The following is a 17,208-nucleotide window of genomic DNA, read 5'->3' on the forward strand; positions in this document are numbered from 1 at the left end:
ATCACCCCCCGTTGTCCTGTGCCGGATCAGTCGCCCAGATGATCCTCAAGCCACTGTTCCAGCCAATGAATGTTATAGGTGCCCTTCAGGATGTCGGGCTCGTGCAGAAGCGCGTCGAACAGCGGCACCGTGGTGTCGACCCCATCGACGATAAGCTCGCCCAGGGCTCGGCTCAGGCGCGCCAGCGCCTCGTCACGATCACGGCCATGCACGATCAGCTTGCCGATCAGGCTGTCGTAATAGGGCGGGATCATATAGCCGTCATAGAGCGCTGAATCCATCCGTACCCCCAGCCCGCCGGGGGCATGGTAATGGGTGATGCGGCCCGGGCAGGGGGCAAAGTTCGGCAGCCGTTCGGCATTGATCCGCACTTCGATGGAATGGCCGTTGATTGCCAGATCCTCTTGGGTGAAAGACATCGGCTCACCCGCAGCGACGCGGATTTGTTCGCGCACCAGATCGACGCCGAAGATCGCCTCGGTCACCGGGTGTTCCACCTGCAGGCGGGTGTTCATCTCGATGAAGTAGAACTCGCCGTTCTCGTACAGGAATTCGATGGTGCCGGCGCCGATGTATTTGATCTTAGCCACTGCATCTGCGCAGACCTTGCCGATCCTGGCGCGTTCCTCGGGGGTGATGACTGGGCCAGGGGCCTCTTCCAGAACCTTCTGGTGGCGCCGCTGCAGCGAACAGTCGCGTTCGCCCAGATGCACCGCCTGGCCCTTGCCATCGCCAAAGACCTGGATTTCGATGTGCCGCGGCGTGCTGAGGTATTTCTCGATATAGACCTCATCGTTGCCGAACGCCGCCTTGGCCTCGGCCCGGGCGGTATGAAAGGCGCCTTCGATGTCTTTCTCGGTCAGCGCCACTTTCATGCCGCGTCCGCCGCCGCCGGCGGTCGCCTTGATGATCACCGGATAGCCGATCTCGCCGGCGATGGTGCGGGCGCTTTCGACATCCGGAACCCCGCCGTCAGAACCGGGAACGCAGGGCACGCCCAGCGACCGCATGGTTTCCTTGGCGGTGATCTTGTCGCCCATCAGCCGGATATGTTCCGCCGAGGGGCCGATGAAGGTGATGCCGTGATCTTCGACGATCTGCACGAAGTTGGCATTTTCCGATAGGAAGCCATAGCCCGGGTGGATCGCCTGCGCGCCGGTGATCTCGCAGGCCGACAGGATCGCCGGCATGTTGAGATAGCTTTGCGGGCTGGGCGGCGGGCCGATACAGACGGATTCGTCGGCCATGCGGACATGCATGGCATCGGCGTCGGCGGTGGAATGGACCGCCACGGTGGCGATCCCCATCTCGCGCGCGGCGCGGACCACGCGCAGGGCGATTTCGCCCCTGTTGGCAATCAGGATCTTGTCGAACATCTCCGCCCCTTACTCGATGATCACAAGCGGGGTGCCGAATTCAACTGCCGCCCCGTCATCGACCAGGATGCGCTTCACGGTGCCGGCGCGCGGTGCGTGAATGTGGTTCATGGTTTTCATCGCCTCGACGATCAGCAGCGTGTCGCCTTCGTCGACCTGGCTGCCGACCTTCACGAAGGGGGCGGCGCCGGGTTCGGGCTGGAGATAGATCGTGCCGACCATGGGAGAGGTCACGGCGCCGGGATGGGCGGCCGGATCCTCGGCTGCCGCGGCAGCGACGGGAGCGGGCGCAGCGGCGACAGGCGCAGGTGCGACGGCCGCGGGGGCTGCCATCGCAACCGGGGCCGCCGCGATGGGGGCCGCCCGGCTGACGCGCACATTCAGGCTGTTATCTTCACTGTATTCGCGCTTGACCTCAAGTTCGGTCAGGTCGTTTTCTTGCAGCAGCTCTGCAAGCGCCTTGATGAAAGCCACATCCGCGTCAGTGGTTTTGTTCGTCATGTCTGTCCTCGACCGGTTACTTCCGCAGGCCCCGCTTCGCGGGCGCGGCATGCAAATCATGCGCGCTTATAGGCCATGGGGCAAAGGGAGAAAAGCGCCCATCCCCTTTTCCTCTGCCGTAACGTCAACGCGTCCAATTGCTCTTACATTGGCATGCCCGACAGCTTTGCAACCAGTTCCGGCAGCTTGCGGGCGCCGAATTTTTGCAGCAGGCGGGCACGATAGGCTTCGACGGTGCGGAACGACAGGCTCAGCTCCACCCCGACCTCCTTGGCCGATAGACCCTGGCAGGTGAGGATCGCCACATCACGTTCACGTGGGGTCAGCCGGACCAGGGGGCGTTCGTCGGAAATATCCGTAAATGACCAGATTCCATGTCGGAACGGCTGATCTGGGGTCATCGACTGGCCACTTGCCCGGCACCAGAATAGCTCTCCGTTGTTGCGGCGCATGATCCGCTCGTCATGATATTCGCCGGTGCGCCGCATCGCATCCAGTCCGCGGGCGCCGATGCGCTCGAATTCGGCCTGCGAGGGGTAGAAATCGCGCAGTGGCCGGTTGCGATAATCGTCCTCGGTGCCGCCGAAGGTGCGGATAAAGCGCAGGTTCGCACGCCGGATGATCCGGTTTTCCAGTTCGACCAGGCCGACAGGGGCGTAGAGGAAGGCGATATCGCTGTTCATGTCTGACAAATTGCCGGGATTTGCCGGGGAAGAGAAGGGCCCTCAGAAAGAGAGGATGCGCTGGGGCAGGGTGGTGCGGCATTCGGGACGAATATTCTGGGCGCGCAGCAGCCCCTTTTTCAGGTCGCGCTGCGGGGCGGTGCTGATCCGTTCCCAGGCCTCGGGCTCGCAGTCCTGCCAGGGGCGTTCGGGCAGCGCTTCGAAATCGCTGTAGAACTTGCGCGCGGTCAGCTTCGGCTTGGCCCAGGCCGATCCGGGCAGCGCCCTGCCGGGGCCGGTGGCGATCTCGCGCCGGTGTTCGTTCGCCGCGTTGAGCGCCCGCCGGCTGGCGTATTTCAGATGCGCCAGATAGACGCCGCGCGGCAGCACAAACGGATAGCGTGCCGCCCGCGCCGGCCTGAGTGCGATACCGTGGCGGGCCAGGGCCATGCCGTTGCGCGCGGCCCAGGCCTTGGAGTAATGGCCGGAAAAGGCGATGGCCGGGCGCAGCGGCAGGGCGGCCTTGCCCTCGCCGATCCTGGGGTCGCCGGGCCGTTCCGCCACATTCATCCCCAGCGCGAAGATCGCGTCCGACGGCTGTCCCTCCAGCAGGGTCGAGAAATTCGGGTGGATATCGGGGTCGAGACAGATCAGCTCGTCCGCATCGGTGCGGATCACCCAGTCATAGACGGCGCCAAGCCCGGCCTGAAACCCATTCAGTACCGTATCGCGCAGCGTGTCGAACCCATCCAGCCGATCACGCGGAAGCGGCAGAATGGTGGCCTTGGGGCAAAGCATCGACAGGGTCGGGTCGGCGCCGTGGGCCACGATGAACAGATTCTCCGCCCCCAGATGGCGGGCATAGTGGCGATACCATTGGGCCAGGGCCCAGTGGTCGCGATAGACCATAGTGATCGCACAGATTTTCATGGGCTCACTTTGCTGTGAGGCAGGGATTCCGACAAGCGGAACTTGTGTCGGGTCAGCCTTGGGCTGACGTGGCGTTCCCGCTGGACAGGGGGGGCTCGGCGGATACCCTTGCGCCGACATCGGGGCCGGGGGAGGGGCGCGAATGGAGATGCTGGAACATGGGCGGGCGGTACTGGCGGCGCAACCGTTTTCGCAACTGGTCGGCGCCGAGCTGACCCGCTTCGCCCCGGGGGAGGCTGAAATCGCCCTGGCGATCACCCCGTCATTGAAACAGCAAGACGGTTTCGTGCACGGTGGAGTGCTGGCCTTTCTGGCCGACAATGCGCTGACCTTCGCGGGCGGGTCGGTGCTGATGGGGGTGCTGACCTCGGAACTCAAGATCAACTATCTGCGTCCTGGGGTTGGCGAACGTCTGATCGCACGGGCCACGGTGCTGTCGCACGGGCGCAGCCAGGCGGTGTGCCGTTGCGAGATCTTCGCGCTGAGCGACGGGGTGGAAAAGCTCTGCGCCGCGGCTCAAGGCACGATCGCCAAGGTGTCGCCGCCGGGTGGAAATTCGGACGCCTGATAGAGAGCGGGCCGCCTGGACAGGCGGCCCGCTCAGGGCACGGGGTCTTGCGACCCCGCGGCAGGGAGCTTGTTAGATCGCCAGATATTCGGCGCGCAAGTCGGCATTTTCCAAGACTTCGGCGGCGGTGCCGTCAAAAACGATGGTGCCGGTGTCGAGGATGATCGCTCGATCTGCCAGTTGCAGCGCGCGCACCGCATTCTGTTCGACCAGAATGGTGGTCATCCCCTGTTCCTTGATGTGGATGAGGGTCTTTTCGATCTCGTCCACGATCACCGGGGCGAGGCCCTCATAGGGTTCGTCCAGCAGCAGCACCTTGATGTCGCGGGCCAGGGCGCGGGCGATGGCCAGCATCTGCTGTTCGCCGCCCGACAGCGTCACCCCCTCCTGCTTGCGACGCTCGCCCAGGCGGGGAAACAGCTCGTAAAGCCGGCCGATGCTCCAGCCGATGGGCGGCGCGATCTGGGCGAGTTGCAGATTCTCCTCCACCGTCAGCCCGGGGATGATGCGCCGGTCCTCCGGCACCAGCCCCAGCCCGCTGGTGGCCGCTTCGTATGAGGTCATGGAATGCAGCGGCTTGTGATCCAGCCAGATTTCCCCGCGCGTCACCTGCGGGCTGCCGGTGCGGGCGATCGACCGCAGGGTCGAGGTCTTGCCCGCGCCATTGCGGCCCAGAAGCGCCAGAATCTCCCCCTCGTGCACGTTGAAGGAGATGCCCTGCACGATATAGCTCTCGCCATAATAGGCGTGCATGTCCCAGACCGACAGAAAGGCCGGGGCAGTCAGCGCCTGATTGGCGTTCTTGGAAAAGTCGGGTTTGACGTTCATTGCGCGGCCCTCCGTTACGCGGTTTCACCCAGGTACGCTTCGCGCACCTTGGGATTGCCGCGGATGTTCTGCGGCTCGTCCTCGACCAGCGGCGTGCCCTGCGCCAGAACGGTGATCCGGTCGGCAAGCGAAAACACAACGTGCATGTCGTGTTCGATGATGGCGATGGTGATATCGCGTTCCGCCTTGATCTGCTTTAACAGGTCGATGGTGTTGTTGGTATCGGCTCGCGCCATGCCGGCGGTGGGTTCGTCCAGAAGCAGCAGCCGCGGCTCCTGGCTCAGGCACATGCCGATCTCTAGCCGCCGCTTGTCACCGCGCGACATCGAGGCGGCGTGCATGTGCCGCTTGTCGATCATCTTCATGTCGATCAGCATTTTTTCGGCCTGTTCCAGCACCGCGCTTTCATGCGCCACGCTTTCGATCGCATGCATGCGGAAGGCGCCGTCGCGGCGGGCGAAGATCGGGATCAGCATGTTTTCCATCACCGTCAGATCGCCGAAGATCTCGGGGGTCTGGAACACGCGGGAAATACCCATCTGGTTGATCTCGAACGGCTTGCGGCCCAGCACGGATTGGCCGTCGAACATCACGGATCCGGTGTCGGGGATCAGCTTGCCCACCAGGCAGTTCAGCAGGGTGGATTTGCCGGCCCCGTTGGGGCCGATGATGGCATGCACGGTGTTTTCCCGCACATCGAGGGTGACATTGTTCAGCGCCTTGAGGCCGCCGAAGTTCTTCGAGACGTTCTTGACTTCGAGAATACCCATGGCGGCCTCCTTACTCTGCCGGTTCGGTCTTGCGGCGGCTGTCTTCGGCGCGTCGGCCCCTGATCCAGCGGGCCAGCCGCTGGCCACCCTCGACCAGTCCACCGGGCAGGAAGATCACCACCAGCATGAACAAGAGGCCCAGTGTGAGGTGCCAACCCTTGCCGATGAAGGGATGCACGATGAAGACCATGACATCCTCAAGCCCGTCGGGCAGAAAGCCGAACCAGCCATGCAGCACGGTGTCGTTGATCTTCGAGAAGATGTTCTCGAAATACTTGATGAAACCCGCGCCCAGCACCGGGCCGATCAGCGTGCCGGTGCCGCCGAGGATGGTCATCAGCACGACTTCGCCGCTGGCGGTCCATTGCATCCGCTCGGCACCGGCCAACGGGTCCATCGCCGCCATCAGTCCGCCGGCGAGGCCTGCGTACATCCCCGAGATCACGAAGGCGGCCAGCGTATAGGGGCGGGTGTTCAGCCCGGTGTAATTCATCCGCTGCTGGTTCGATTTCACCGCCCTCAGCATCATCCCGAAGGGTGAGCGGAAGATGCGGATCGCCAGATAGAATACCAGCAGCATGACCACCGCGCAGAGGTAGTAGCCGGTATTGAACGAAAAGCTCCAGTCGCCCATGTGCATCGTGTGGGTGGCTCGCATCGACAGGCCGAAGAGATGCGGAAGGTCGGGCAGCCGGTCGCTGTGGAACCACTGCGGATCATCGGTATAGACCTGCAGCCCGGTTTCGCCGTTGGTCAGGTTGAACTTTGGGTTCGACAGCACCGAATAGGCCAGCGCAAAGGACATCTGTGCGAAGGCCAGCGTCAGGATCGAGAAATAGATACCCGACCGGCGTAGGCTGACGAAGCCGATGAGAAGCGAGAAGAGCCCGGCCACCACCACGCTGAGCGCGATCGCCGGCAGCACGTTGTAGGTGAACAGCTTGAAGATCCAGACCGCCGAATAGCTGCCCACCCCCAGAAAGGCGGCATGGCCGAAGGACAGGTATCCGGTCAGTCCAAAGAGGATGTTGAAGCCCACCGCGAAGATGCCGAAGATCACGAAGCGCTGCATCAGGTCGGGATAGCCCGCGTTGAACTGCGCCATGGCGCTGCCGGCGGGGAAGGGGTTCAGGATGAACGGCGCGCAGAGCGTCAGCACCGCCACCACGATCAGGAGGGTGGTGTCTTTCTTGCCCAGTCCTAGCATGGGTTAGTCCTCCATCACGCCCTTGCGGCCCATCAGGCCACGCGGACGCGTCAGCAGAATGATGATGGCGACCAGATAGATGATGATCTGGTTGATGCCCGGAAGGGTGGTCGTGGCCCAGGTGGTCGAGGCGAAGCTTTCCAGGATGCCCAGAAGGAACCCCGCCAGCACCGCGCCCGGCAGCGACCCCATGCCGCCGACCACGACGACAACGAAGCTGAGCACCAGGAAATCCATCCCCATGTGATAATTCGGCGGGTTGAGCGGCCCGTACATCACCCCGGCCAGCCCTGCCACCGCCGCGGCGATGCCGAACATGATGGTGAAGCGGCGGTCGATGTTGATGCCCAAAAGGCCCACCGTCTCGCGGTCGGCCATGCCGGCGCGGACCACCATGCCGAAGGTGGTGAATTGCAGGAAGGCGAAGACGCCGCCGATCACCGCCACGGCGAAGAAGAAATAGATCAGCCGCCAGATCGGATAGATGATCGCATTGGCCTGAAAGCCGATCATCTGGCCCAGATCGACCGACCCGCGCAGCGCCTCGGGCGGCGGGGTCTGGATCGGGTTGGCGCCGAAGAAGTATTTCACCACCTCCTGCAGCACGATGGCGAGCCCGAAGGTCACCAGGATCTGATCGGCATGGGGGCGCTTGTAGAAATGCTTGATCAGCCCGCGCTCCATCGCATAGCCGATCGCCAGCATCACCGGGATCGCGAAGATCAGCGCCAGCGGCACCGACCAGTCGATAATCGCCGCCCCGGTCTCGGGGCCGAACCAGGACTCGACATAAGGTGTCTTCACTTTCAGCGGATTGCCGAGAAAGTCGGTCTTGGTCGGGTCGATCGTCTCAAAGGATAGGGTGAGCAGCCGCTCCAGCGTCACCGCGCAGAAGGCACCGATCATGAACAGCGCGCCATGGGCGAAGTTGACGACGCCGAGCGTGCCGAAGATGAGGGTCAGCCCCAGGGCGATCAGCGCATAGGCCGAGCCCTTGTCCAGGCCGTTGAGAATTTGCAGAAGGAATGCGTCCATCGTCCCGCCTCCGGAAGGGGTAGGGGGATGCCTCCGGCCTGGCCGAAGGCATCCGACAGCTGGGTCGACCGTTTTCCGATCTGGAAAACGGCCCGGAATTCCTGGAGAATTCCGGAATCGGCCTCAGAACCGGCCTGGGGGCCGATCAGGCGCCCGGGTTGCACTCTCCGAGGCTGCCGCCTGCGAACATCGGGTGATCCGGCTCGTACCAGACCTGCGCGGCCGGGGTCACCTGAACCACTTCCAGCAGGTCGAACTCGCTGGTCGGGTTCTCCTTCCCGCGCACCACCAGAACGTCCTTGAAACACTGGTGATCGGCACCGCGATAGAGCGTCTGGCCATTGCCCAGCCCATCGAACAGGAACCCCTTGTTGGCCTCGGAGCTGATGCCGGGCAGCGAGCTGTCGCCGCCGGTCAGCGCCTCTTCCACCGCGCAGGGATTGAACGAACCCGCGCGCTGCACCGCATCGGCATAGAGCAGCGTCTGACAATAGCAGGTATGTGCCGCCTGGCTGGGCGGGAAGCCGTATTTCGTGCCGAAGCTCTTGACGAAGGTCTTCGATGCCTCGTCCTGCAGCGACCAGTGCCAGTTGGTCGATCCCAGGATGCCCTTGACGTTCTCGCCGGCGCCCTTGGCCATCAGCCGGGAATAGAGCGGCACGACGATTTCGAACCGCTTACCGTTGACCATCTTGTCGCGCAGGCCGAACTGCACCGCGTTGGTCAGCGAATTGACCATGTTGCCGCCGTAATGGTTCAGGATCAGCACATCGGCGCCCGAGTTCAGCACCGGCGCGATGTATGAACTAAAGTCCGTCGCGGCCAGCGGCGTCTTGACCGTGTTCACCGTCTCCCAGCCCAGGGCCTCGGTCGCGGCCTTGATCGATTCCTCCTGGGTCCAGCCCCAGGTGTAATCGGCGGTCAGGTGATAGGCCTTGCGGTCCTTGCCGTATTGCGCCGCCAGCACCGGCGCCAGCGCAGCCCCCGACATATAGGCGTTGAAGAAATGGCGGAAGCCGTTGGCCTTCTTGTCCTTGCCTGTGGTGTCGTTGGAATGGGTCAGCCCCGCCATGAAGATCACGCCGGCCTCTTGGCACAGGCCTTGCACCGCGACAGCCACGCCTGAGGACGAGCCGCCGGTGATCATGATGGCGCCGTCCTTCTCGATCATTGACTTGGCGCTGGCGCGGGCGGCGTCCGATTTGGTCTGGGTGTCGCCGGTGACGAATTGCACCTTCTTGTCGAGGATGCCGTTGCCCTGCAGCGCCTTGGAGCTGAAGGTGTTCAACATGCCGCCATCGCCTTCGCCGTTCAGATGTTCGACGGCGAGTTGATAGGCGCGCAGCTCATCCGCGCCCTCGTCGGCATAGGGGCCGCTTTGCGGGACGTTGAAGCCCAGCGTCACGGTGGCGCCGGTGGGTTCGTTCATATAGGCCGAGGCCGAAGAGGCGGTGAAGATCGTCGGTAGTGCCAGCCCGGCGCCTGCAGCGGCACCTGTCCTGAGCACGCCGCGACGCGTGACAGTGGTCTTGGTCATGTGGTCCTCCCATTTCGCTCTCTGCGCCGCCGGGCTCCTCTTCCCGGGGATGGCGCAAGCACGATTGTGCAAATCAAGTATGCTGGGGGGCCGGAAAATTTCGCAATAAGCCCCTTGATGGGAAGAATATTTTTGTCAACTAATGAACAGATATATAGGTATAATTGTCAAAATCATTATGCTGCATCGCGGAAAGGCCTTGAAAAGCCGATAGAAAGGGGAGGGGCGTGCCATGGCTCGCGACACGCTGACAGGCAGCCGCATCCGGGAGCGGCGGGCGATCCGGGGGCTGCGCCAGGCCGATTTGGCCCGCAGGGTGGGGATTTCGGCCTCCTATCTCAACCTGATCGAGCACAACCGGCGCAGAATCGGCGGCAAGCTGCTGGTCGACATCGCCCAGGTCCTGGGGGTCGAACCCTCGATGCTGAGCGAGGGCGCCGAAGCGGCGCTGATCGCGGCGCTGCGCGAGGCGGCGGTGGATGCCGGCACGCCGCTGGCCGAAACCGACCGTGCCGATGAATTCGCCGGGCGCTTTCCCGGCTGGGCCGAGGTGCTGGCCTGGTCGCATCGCCGCATCGCCTCGCTTGAACGGACCGTGGAAACCCTGTCTGACCGGCTGACTCATGATCCGCGGCTTGCCGCCTCGCTGCACGAGGTGCTCTCGACCGCCGCGGCGATCCGCTCCACCGCCTCGATCCTGGCCGAGACCGGAGAGCTCGAGCCGGAGTGGCGCGACCGGTTCCATCGCAACCTCAATGAGGACAGCGCCAGGTTGGCCGACAGTTCCAAGGCACTGGTGGCCTATCTCGACGACAGCGAGGCGGCGCAGGATACCAGGGGCGCGCCGCAAGAGGAGGTCGAGGCCTTCATGGCCGCCCATGGGCATTTCTTCCCCGATCTGGAAGAGGGACGGGTGGCGATCGGGGAACTGATCGAGGCCGCGCCCGAGCTCACCTCACGCGCGGCGCGCACGGTGGGACAGGCGGTGCTGGCGCAATATCGTGCCGATGTCGCGCTGATGCCGCTCGCCCCCTTCCGCGAGGCGGTGGCGCGTCACGGGATCGACCCTCTCGCTCTGGCAGGGGTCTTCGCGGCAGATTTGCCGGCAGTGTTCCGGCGGCTGGCGGCGATGCCGCCGGGGGTGTTGCCCGAGGAGGTCGGCCTGGTGGTCTGCGACGCCTCGGGATCGGTTTTGTTCCGCAAAGCGCTGACCGGGTTCGCCTTGCCCCGGCATGGCGAATCCTGTCCTTTGTGGCCGCTGTTCACGGCGCTCAACCGACCCTTGGTTCCGATCCGGCGGCGGGTGTCGCAATTGGGCCGGACCGCAGCGCAGTTCGATTGCTTTGCGGTGGCCTGGCCGTTGGGCCGGCCCGGCTTCGATGTCGATCCGGTCTATCACTCGATCATGCTGATCCTGCCGGTTGCCGATAGTGCTGCGCCCGAAGTTCAGCCGGTGGGCAGCAGTTGCCGGGTGTGCCCGCGCGAGGGCTGCGAGGCGCGGCGCGAACCTTCGATCCTGAGCGATGGGTTCTGACGAAGGGTTTTGACTCTCTCCTGCGGCAATGGATATTCTGGGCCGAACAAACAATCCGGCCCGCCCGGGCCCCGGTCGTTCCGGCCGGGAGCGGGACCGGAGACCATGGGGGAGGAGAAGCCGCATGGGGCGCCAAGTGCTGCTTATCGAAGACGAAGCCAATATCACGGAGGCGATCCGCTTTCTGCTGACCCGCGACGGTTGGCAGGTGGACACCCATGCCGATGGCTCCGATGCTGTCGAAACCGTGTGCCGGCTGTCTCCGGACCTGGTCATCCTGGATGTGATGCTGCCGGGCAAGAGTGGCATGGATATTCTGCGCGAACTGCGCGAGATCGACAGGCTGCGCGATCTGCCGGTGCTGATGCTGACCGCGCGGGGCCAGTCGCGCGACCGTGACATGGCCGAACGCGCCGGCGTCAGCCGCTTCATGACCAAACCGTTCTCGAATACCGAGGTGCTGGACGCTGTCCGCGATCTTTATGCCCAGGCAAATAGCAGATGAGCGACGGGGCCGAGGAACCTGTGGCGGGCAAGAAAACACCATCGGTCTTTCTTGAACGTCAGAGCTACCGCCGGCGGCGGCTGATGGATGCGGCGCGATTGCTGCCGGTGCTCGGCGCGCTGCTTTTTGCGGTGCCGCTGATCTGGCCGCGCGCCGGTCAGCCGGGTGCGGTGCAAAGTTCGCACGGAGTGATCTATATCTTCACCGTTTGGGCGGTGCTGATCCTTGGCAATCTGTGGTTCGGTCATCTGACCCGAAGCTGGAGCGGTCGTGATCCCGTTGATCCGGGCCGCGAAGGGGATAGCTTCCCACCGGCCGGTGGCTGAAGGAAGGGCACAGGATGGCAACGCTGAACCTCATGGTGCTGGTTTGCCTGGCCTATGTAGCTTTGCTGTTCATCGTCGCCTTCGCCGCTGATCGTTTCGCCGCCACCGGCCGCAGCACTTGGCTGCGCTCGCCTTTGATCTATACGTTGTCACTGTCGATCTATTGCACCGCCTGGACCTTTTATGGCGCGGTGGGCTATGCGGCGCGCTCCGGGCTGGAGTTCGTGACGATCTATCTGGGGCCCACGCTGGTGATGATGGGCTGGTGGTGGGGGTTGCGCAAGCTGGTGCGGGTCGGGCGCAGCCAGCGGGTCACTTCGGTCGCCGATCTGATTTCCTCGCGCTACGGCAAGTCGAACCTTTTGGCGATCGCGGTCACCGTGCTCGCCGTCATCGGCATCACGCCGTATATTGCGCTGCAACTGCAATCCATCACGCTCTCCTTCTCGATCTTCTTCGAAGAGGCACCGGTCGGTAGTTACAGCGACGCCTCGGTGGTGTTCTGGGTGGCGGTGGGGCTGGCGGTCTTCGCCATCCTCTTCGGCACCCGCAACCTGGACGCGAACGAACGCCACCATGGCGTCGTCACTGCCATCGCGCTTGAGGCGGTGGTCAAGCTGGTGGCGCTGCTGGCGGTGGGCATCTTCGTGGTCTGGGGCCTGTCGGGCGGTGTGGCCGAGACGCTGGCGCGGATCGACGCCTCGCCCATCGGGGAATGGCAGGTGAATGGCAGTCGCTGGGCGACGATCACCTTCCTGGCGGTGGCGGCCTTCGTCTGTCTGCCGCGGATGTTCCAGGTGATGGTGGTCGAGAACGATGATGAACGCCATCTGCGGACGGCAGCCTGGGCCTTTCCGCTCTATCTTCTGTTAATCAGCCTCTTCGTGGTGCCGATCGCGGTGGTGGGCCTCGATGTGATGCCGGCGGGCGCCAATCCCGACATGTTCGTGCTGACCGTGCCGCTGGCGCAGGGCAAGGCGGCGCTGGCGATGCTGTCGTTTTTGGGTGGCTTTTCCTCGGCCACCTCGATGGTGATCGTGGCCGCGATGGCGCTGTCGACCATGGTGTCGAACCATGTGGTGATGCCGATCTGGCTGTCGGCGCAGGGGGATCGCGCCTCGGTCTCGGGGGATGTGCGCAGCGTGGTTCTGCTGGCACGCCGGATCTCGATCGGGGCGATCATGGCGCTGGGCTATTTCTATTTCCGGTTGTCGGGGGGCGGCTCGGCGCTGGCCTCGATCGGGCTGATCTCCTTTGCCGGCATCGCTCAGATCCTGCCGGCGATGATAGGCGGGCTGTTCTGGCGCGGTGCCACCCGGATCGGCGCGCTGGCAGGGTTGACGGTGGGATTTGCGCTCTGGCTCTATACGCTGCTGCTGCCGCAGCTCGGCGCCGGCATCCTGCCGCAATCGGTGCTGGAACAGGGGCTTTTCGGTTTCGGCTGGCTGCGGCCCGAGGCGCTTTTCGGCATCGAAGGGCTCGATCCCATCGTGCATTCGGTGATGTGGAGCATGCTGCTGAACGCTGGCGTTTTCTGCCTGGGCTCGATGCTGAGCTTTCCCAGCCCGCTGGAGCGGTTGCAGGGCGCGCAATTCGTCGATGTCTTCGACCACTCCGCCGGCCCGCGCGGCTGGACCGGATCGGTGGCACAGAGCGAGGACCTGATGATCATGACCCAGCGCATCCTCGGCGCGCGGGAGGCGCAGGTGCTGTTCCAGCGTGAGGCGGCATTGCAGGGCGGTCGCGGTCATCTGCCAGAGCCGACACCGTTGTTCTTGGAGCGGCTGGAGCGCGAGCTCAGCGGCTCGGTCGGAGCGGCGGCGGCCCATGCGATGATCGGCCAGATTGTCGGTGGTTCCTCGGTGTCGGTCGAGGATCTGCTGGCGGTGGCCGATGAGAGCGCGCAGCTGATGGAGTATTCCAGCCAGTTGGAGGCGAAATCGGCGGAACTGGCCCGTACCGCGCGGAAGTTGCGCGAGGCAAATGAAAAGCTGACGCAGATTTCACTGCAGAAGGACGCATTCCTTGGGCAGATCAGCCATGAATTGCGCACACCGATGACCTCGATCCGGGCCTTTTCGGAAATCCTGCGTGACGAGGACAACCTGACCGAGGGGGAGAAGGTTCGCTATGCCGGGATCATTCATGATGAAGCCCTTCGGCTGACCCGGCTGCTGAACGACCTTCTGGATCTGAGCGTGCTGGAAAGCGGTCAAGTGACGTTGAACATGCGGACCGGCCTGATTTCCGAGGTGCTGGACCGTGCCGTTTCGGCGGCGCTTGCGGGGGCCGAAGGTTCGTTGCTGGTACGTCGTCGTCAGGGCACCGAGGCAATCCGGCTTACCTCGGATTTCGACCGGCTGGCGCAGGTCTTCATTAACCTGATTTCCAACGCGCAGAAATACTGTAATGCGCCGCAGCCGGAACTGGTGATTTCGGTGCATGATGTCGGTGGCCAGGTGGTGGTCGATTTCATCGACAACGGCGGCGGTGTTCCGGTCGAGGTGCAATCGACCGTCTTTGAAAAGTTCTTTCGGGTGAATGCCGAAAAGGCCGGCGGCGCCGGGCTGGGACTGGCAATCTCGAAGGAGATCATGCAGCGGCTCGGCGGCGATATCGTCTACCTGCCGGGGCATACCGGCGGGGCGTTCCGGGTCAGCCTGCCGCTGGAGGAGGCGCAAGTGGGGCAGGGCTGACAGGGGGCGGCGGTTTGATCAAAGGCGGATGTGGCCCGCGGAAAAGCCGGTTGACGAGATTTAGACCAGTGGTCTAAATGCTCATATGACAGACTCGGACATTACCCCGCGCAAGCGATTTCATGCTCTGGACGCCCGGGAGCGGGCGCGTTGGCTCGATCCGGCTGAGGCGGAATTCTGCGCCCACGGGTTCGAAAACGCCTCGTTGAACCGCATCCTGAAACAGGCGGGGATGAGCAAGGGACGCTCTTATCACTACTTCGCCGATAAGGGAGAACTGTTTCGTGCCACGCTCGACCGCCGGATGGCAGGGATTGCAGAATTATGCGATGCGGCGGTGCTGGCGGCAAAGGAGCCTGGGCTGTTCTGGCAAGAGGTCGCGGCGCTCGGCGCACGGCTGACCGCCGCCTTGCAAAAGGATGAAAGGCTGGCGGCACTGATCCGAACCCTGCATCAGGAACGCGCGGCGCAACAGGCCTGTGCGGTGCAGCTGGACGTTTTTCGCGCCCGGGTTGAGGCCTTGCTGACCGCGGGGCAGGCGATTGGGGCGGTGCGTGGCGATCTGCCTACATCGCTGCTTGTTGCGGTGACATTGCAGCTGATCGTGACGGTCGATCACTGGTTCGCCGACCATGCGGCAGCCCTGGACATGGCGCAGGAACAGCTCCTGTCCCGACAGGCCTTCGGCCTGCTGATCGCGCCACTTATCCCCCCATCACAGTTTGGAGACGATCTTCCATGACCCTGACCCGTATCCTTGCGGTACTGCTGTTTCTAAGCGCTGCGAATCTTGCCTTGATGATCCCGGGCGGTTTTGTCGAAAATCGCGTTTTTCCCGGTTATCCGGTGGCGATTCTGGTGGCCTTCAACATCTTTTTGACCGGGCTCGGGCTGGGCAGTCTGATGTTGGGCGTGCGGGTCTGGCGCAGCGGTGGTGCCGGGGGCTGGGGCGCGCTGGCCGGGTTGGGCTATCTGGCGGTCTATCTACTGGATCTTGCCCATATCTTTCCAGTGGCCGAGGCGCAGATGTCGTCGCTTCTGATCACGCTGGAGGAGATCGGGACACTTCTGGGGCTGATGCTGGTTGCTGCGGGCCTGCGGGTTGAGGTGCTCGGCAAGGGCTCAGCCCAGGACGGGGGGATGGCGCTGCCGCGTGGGCTGCTTGTCTGCATGGCGATCCTGTCGGTGATCATCATTCTCTTTGCGACCTGGTCGGCGATGCATCTGGCATAGCTTGGGGCCTATTACCCGTCGCCAGAACACCAGTGCGCGAGGGGTAAAGAAAAAGCGGCCCTTGGGGCCGCTTTCTGTGTCTCTGTCGTGCGGGAGACGCTCAGCCGCGGCTGGCGGCGAGCGCTTCCAGCGCCGGGCGCAGGTGATCGAGCTGATAGCCTGCGGCGGCGGCCTTCTCCAGGATCTCGTCAACCGGCAAGGTTCCAGCTTGGCCGAGCGCCCAGATCACCGTGCTGCGGGTGCCTGTGCGGCAATAGCCCAGCACCGGACCGGTGGCGTCGGCGATGGCTTCGACCTGGCGAATGCCGTTCTCCGGTGTCAGCGTGGTCTGATCCAGCGGCAACGGGATGAAGGTGATCCCCACCGCTTCGGCTGCGTCGCGCATGGCGGCGCAGCTCTGTTCAGGCCCGATTTCGGAATCGGGACGGTTACAGATCACCGTGGTAAAGCCGGCCTCGGCGAGGGCGGGCATATCTTCCACCGAAATCTGCGGCGAAACGGCGTAGCCGGGGGTGAGTGCGCGAATATCCATGACCCGAGTCATTACGCTGCCGCCGCAACCCTGTCCAGTCCGCGCCCCACCGCCGGTGCGGCCCCCATGCCGATCAGCATGGCCACGACGAAGACCAGCCCGCCGATGCCGTTATAGGTGATCGAGGCGATCGCCGGGCCGGGGCAGATGCCGGCCAGCCCCCAGCCCATGCCGAAGAGAATCGAACCGACGATCAGCCGGTGATCGAGCTCGGGCCGGGGCAGGGCGGGGAAGTCGCCGCCGACCAGCGGATGGCGACCGCGGGTCAGTCGCCAGGCGAAGAACATCGGGATGATGGCGCCGCCCATGACGAAGGCCAGCGTCGGATCCCAGTTACCGAAGACATCGAGCCAGCCCTGCACCTTGGTGGTGTCGGTCATGCCCGAGATGAAGAGTCCGGCACCGAACAGGCCGCCGGCGATCAGAGACAGAAGAATGCGCATCAGATCACCCCCAGCACATGACGGAACAGCGCCAGCGTCAGCCCGCCGGCCAGAATATAGAAGACGGTGGCGACGATGCCGCGCAGTGACAGCCGCGAGATGCCACAGACCCCGTGCCCCGAAGTGCAGCCGTTGGCGATCCGGGTGCCGACCCCCACCAGAAGACCGGCGCCGATGATCACCCACCAGTTCGACGTCAGATGCGTGCTGATCTCGACGTTGTAGAGCGGCCAGAGCAGCAGCGGCATCAGGATGACGCCGGCCAGAAACGCCAGCCGTTCCCACAGGGTGGACCAGCCGCTGCCATCCACCAATCCACCGATGATGCCCGAGGCCCCCATGATCCGCCCGTTGCCGAGCAGATAGACGGCGCCGCCCAACCCGATCAGCAAGCCGCCGACCAGGCCCCAGATCCAATCTGTTTCCATGAAGTGTTCCCTATTGTTTTTGCGTCGGTTTCATCCATTGCCAAGCTGTGCGGACCCGGCGCCGGATGCACGGAAGCCGGGGGACCGGGCGGTCCTC

At 63.9% G+C, this 17,208-nt stretch carries 19 protein-coding genes; 7 read left to right on the plus strand and 12 right to left on the minus strand.

Features of this window, described 5'->3' with window-relative positions; genetic code table 11:
- Positions 1–26: 26 nt before the first annotated feature.
- The 4 genes from accC to G455_RS0118330 form a co-directional block, all read right to left on the minus strand.
- On the minus strand, positions 27–1,376 hold the full coding sequence (gene accC / locus G455_RS0118315; RefSeq protein ID WP_028095027.1) for an acetyl-CoA carboxylase biotin carboxylase subunit: 1,350 nt from the start codon (positions 1,374–1,376) through the stop codon (positions 27–29).
- A 9-nt stretch (positions 1,377–1,385) separates the two neighbouring features.
- Positions 1,386–1,877, minus strand: a complete 492-nt coding sequence (gene accB, locus G455_RS0118320; RefSeq protein ID WP_028095028.1) for an acetyl-CoA carboxylase biotin carboxyl carrier protein — start codon at positions 1,875–1,877, stop codon at positions 1,386–1,388.
- A 143-nt stretch (positions 1,878–2,020) separates the two neighbouring features.
- Positions 2,021–2,560, minus strand: a complete 540-nt coding sequence (locus G455_RS0118325; protein ID WP_028095029.1) for a helix-turn-helix transcriptional regulator — start codon at positions 2,558–2,560, stop codon at positions 2,021–2,023.
- Positions 2,561–2,602: 42 nt separating this feature from the next.
- Positions 2,603–3,469 (minus strand): glycosyltransferase family 2 protein, encoded by an 867-nt coding sequence (locus G455_RS0118330; protein ID WP_028095030.1) that lies wholly within the window; start codon positions 3,467–3,469, stop codon positions 2,603–2,605.
- A 142-nt stretch (positions 3,470–3,611) separates the two neighbouring features.
- Between G455_RS0118330 and G455_RS0118335 the strand changes: the two genes are divergently transcribed.
- Entirely contained in the window at positions 3,612–4,037 is a 426-nt protein-coding gene (locus tag G455_RS0118335; RefSeq protein ID WP_028095031.1) for a PaaI family thioesterase, read from the plus strand.
- 72 nt (positions 4,038–4,109) lie between these two features.
- Here G455_RS0118335 and G455_RS0118340 read toward each other — a convergent pair whose 3' ends face one another.
- From G455_RS0118340 to G455_RS0118360, 5 genes are all read right to left on the minus strand, one after another.
- On the minus strand, positions 4,110–4,865 hold the full coding sequence (locus G455_RS0118340; RefSeq protein WP_028095032.1) for an ABC transporter ATP-binding protein: 756 nt from the start codon (positions 4,863–4,865) through the stop codon (positions 4,110–4,112).
- A gap of 14 nt (positions 4,866–4,879) precedes the next feature.
- Positions 4,880–5,635, minus strand: coding sequence for an ABC transporter ATP-binding protein (locus tag G455_RS0118345; protein WP_028095033.1), 756 nt, complete (start codon positions 5,633–5,635; stop codon positions 4,880–4,882).
- A gap of 10 nt (positions 5,636–5,645) precedes the next feature.
- Positions 5,646–6,842, minus strand: coding sequence for a branched-chain amino acid ABC transporter permease (locus tag G455_RS0118350; RefSeq protein ID WP_028095034.1), 1,197 nt, complete (start codon positions 6,840–6,842; stop codon positions 5,646–5,648).
- A 3-nt stretch (positions 6,843–6,845) separates the two neighbouring features.
- Entirely contained in the window at positions 6,846–7,877 is a 1,032-nt protein-coding gene (locus G455_RS0118355; RefSeq protein ID WP_028095035.1) for a branched-chain amino acid ABC transporter permease, read from the minus strand.
- 145 nt (positions 7,878–8,022) lie between these two features.
- Positions 8,023–9,414, minus strand: a complete 1,392-nt coding sequence (locus tag G455_RS0118360; protein WP_028095036.1) for a substrate-binding protein — start codon at positions 9,412–9,414, stop codon at positions 8,023–8,025.
- Between the two features lie 232 nt (positions 9,415–9,646).
- Between G455_RS0118360 and G455_RS0118365 the strand changes: the two genes are divergently transcribed.
- The 6 genes from G455_RS0118365 (at position 9,647) to G455_RS0118390 (ending at position 15,708) form a co-directional block, all read left to right on the plus strand.
- The gene (locus G455_RS0118365) at positions 9,647–10,948 is read left to right on the plus strand and encodes a helix-turn-helix transcriptional regulator (RefSeq protein ID WP_028095037.1); all 1,302 of its coding nucleotides are present in this window, start codon (positions 9,647–9,649) and stop codon (positions 10,946–10,948) included.
- A gap of 124 nt (positions 10,949–11,072) precedes the next feature.
- The gene (locus G455_RS0118370; RefSeq protein WP_028095038.1) at positions 11,073–11,453 is read left to right on the plus strand and encodes a response regulator transcription factor; all 381 of its coding nucleotides are present in this window, start codon (positions 11,073–11,075) and stop codon (positions 11,451–11,453) included.
- Complete coding sequence (locus tag G455_RS0118375) at positions 11,450–11,779, plus strand: hypothetical protein (protein WP_028095039.1); 330 nt, start codon at positions 11,450–11,452, stop codon at positions 11,777–11,779. The genes G455_RS0118370 and G455_RS0118375 overlap by 4 nt, the downstream gene beginning before the upstream one ends.
- 14 nt (positions 11,780–11,793) lie before the next feature.
- Positions 11,794–14,475, plus strand: coding sequence for a sensor histidine kinase (locus G455_RS0118380; protein WP_028095040.1), 2,682 nt, complete (start codon positions 11,794–11,796; stop codon positions 14,473–14,475).
- A gap of 85 nt (positions 14,476–14,560) precedes the next feature.
- Positions 14,561–15,217, plus strand: coding sequence for a TetR/AcrR family transcriptional regulator (locus tag G455_RS25745; RefSeq protein WP_051312613.1), 657 nt, complete (start codon positions 14,561–14,563; stop codon positions 15,215–15,217).
- A complete protein-coding gene (locus G455_RS0118390) occupies positions 15,214–15,708 on the plus strand; it encodes a hypothetical protein (RefSeq protein ID WP_028095041.1) in 495 nt (164 codons plus the stop codon). Before G455_RS25745 ends, G455_RS0118390 begins: the two co-directional genes overlap by 4 nt.
- Before the next feature lie 100 nt (positions 15,709–15,808).
- Here G455_RS0118390 and G455_RS0118395 read toward each other — a convergent pair whose 3' ends face one another.
- The 3 genes from G455_RS0118395 to G455_RS0118405 are packed head-to-tail and all read right to left on the minus strand — an operon-like array spanning position 15,809 to position 17,111.
- Positions 15,809–16,240: a TIGR01244 family sulfur transferase gene (locus G455_RS0118395; protein ID WP_028095042.1), complete on the minus strand. Its 432-nt coding sequence runs from the start codon at positions 16,238–16,240 to the stop codon at positions 15,809–15,811.
- An 11-nt stretch (positions 16,241–16,251) separates the two neighbouring features.
- A complete protein-coding gene (locus G455_RS0118400) occupies positions 16,252–16,683 on the minus strand; it encodes a DUF6691 family protein (protein WP_028095043.1) in 432 nt (143 codons plus the stop codon).
- Positions 16,683–17,111, minus strand: coding sequence for a YeeE/YedE family protein (locus tag G455_RS0118405; protein ID WP_028095044.1), 429 nt, complete (start codon positions 17,109–17,111; stop codon positions 16,683–16,685). The genes G455_RS0118400 and G455_RS0118405 overlap by 1 nt, the downstream gene beginning before the upstream one ends.
- Between the last annotated feature and the right edge of the window lie 97 nt (positions 17,112–17,208).

The organism is Pseudodonghicola xiamenensis DSM 18339 (genome assembly GCF_000429365.1).
Classification (GTDB): Bacteria; Pseudomonadota; Alphaproteobacteria; order Rhodobacterales; family Rhodobacteraceae; genus Pseudodonghicola; species Pseudodonghicola xiamenensis.

What these genes read in the sequence shown, in the direction of transcription:
- G455_RS0118395 (WP_028095042.1), bottom strand. Translation starts at nt 16,240, where the DNA reads ATGGATATTCGCGCACTCACCCCCGGCTACGCCGTTTCGCCGCAGATT.
- G455_RS0118355 (WP_028095035.1), bottom strand. Translation starts at nt 7,877, where the DNA reads ATGGACGCATTCCTTCTGCAAATTCTCAACGGCCTGGACAAGGGCTCG.
- accB (WP_028095028.1), bottom strand. Translation starts at nt 1,877, where the DNA reads ATGACGAACAAAACCACTGACGCGGATGTGGCTTTCATCAAGGCGCTT.
- G455_RS0118340 (WP_028095032.1), bottom strand. Translation starts at nt 4,865, where the DNA reads ATGAACGTCAAACCCGACTTTTCCAAGAACGCCAATCAGGCGCTGACT.
- G455_RS0118380 (WP_028095040.1), top strand. Translation starts at nt 11,794, where the DNA reads ATGGCAACGCTGAACCTCATGGTGCTGGTTTGCCTGGCCTATGTAGCT.
- accC (WP_028095027.1), bottom strand. Translation starts at nt 1,376, where the DNA reads ATGTTCGACAAGATCCTGATTGCCAACAGGGGCGAAATCGCCCTGCGC.
- G455_RS0118405 (WP_028095044.1), bottom strand. Translation starts at nt 17,111, where the DNA reads ATGGAAACAGATTGGATCTGGGGCCTGGTCGGCGGCTTGCTGATCGGG.
- G455_RS0118325 (WP_028095029.1), bottom strand. Translation starts at nt 2,560, where the DNA reads ATGAACAGCGATATCGCCTTCCTCTACGCCCCTGTCGGCCTGGTCGAA.
- G455_RS0118390 (WP_028095041.1), top strand. Translation starts at nt 15,214, where the DNA reads ATGACCCTGACCCGTATCCTTGCGGTACTGCTGTTTCTAAGCGCTGCG.
- G455_RS25745 (WP_051312613.1), top strand. Translation starts at nt 14,561, where the DNA reads ATGACAGACTCGGACATTACCCCGCGCAAGCGATTTCATGCTCTGGAC.
- G455_RS0118350 (WP_028095034.1), bottom strand. Translation starts at nt 6,842, where the DNA reads ATGCTAGGACTGGGCAAGAAAGACACCACCCTCCTGATCGTGGTGGCG.
- G455_RS0118345 (WP_028095033.1), bottom strand. Translation starts at nt 5,635, where the DNA reads ATGGGTATTCTCGAAGTCAAGAACGTCTCGAAGAACTTCGGCGGCCTC.
- G455_RS0118400 (WP_028095043.1), bottom strand. Translation starts at nt 16,683, where the DNA reads ATGCGCATTCTTCTGTCTCTGATCGCCGGCGGCCTGTTCGGTGCCGGA.
- G455_RS0118365 (WP_028095037.1), top strand. Translation starts at nt 9,647, where the DNA reads ATGGCTCGCGACACGCTGACAGGCAGCCGCATCCGGGAGCGGCGGGCG.
- G455_RS0118335 (WP_028095031.1), top strand. Translation starts at nt 3,612, where the DNA reads ATGGAGATGCTGGAACATGGGCGGGCGGTACTGGCGGCGCAACCGTTT.
- G455_RS0118360 (WP_028095036.1), bottom strand. Translation starts at nt 9,414, where the DNA reads ATGACCAAGACCACTGTCACGCGTCGCGGCGTGCTCAGGACAGGTGCC.
- G455_RS0118370 (WP_028095038.1), top strand. Translation starts at nt 11,073, where the DNA reads ATGGGGCGCCAAGTGCTGCTTATCGAAGACGAAGCCAATATCACGGAG.
- G455_RS0118330 (WP_028095030.1), bottom strand. Translation starts at nt 3,469, where the DNA reads ATGAAAATCTGTGCGATCACTATGGTCTATCGCGACCACTGGGCCCTG.
- G455_RS0118375 (WP_028095039.1), top strand. Translation starts at nt 11,450, where the DNA reads ATGAGCGACGGGGCCGAGGAACCTGTGGCGGGCAAGAAAACACCATCG.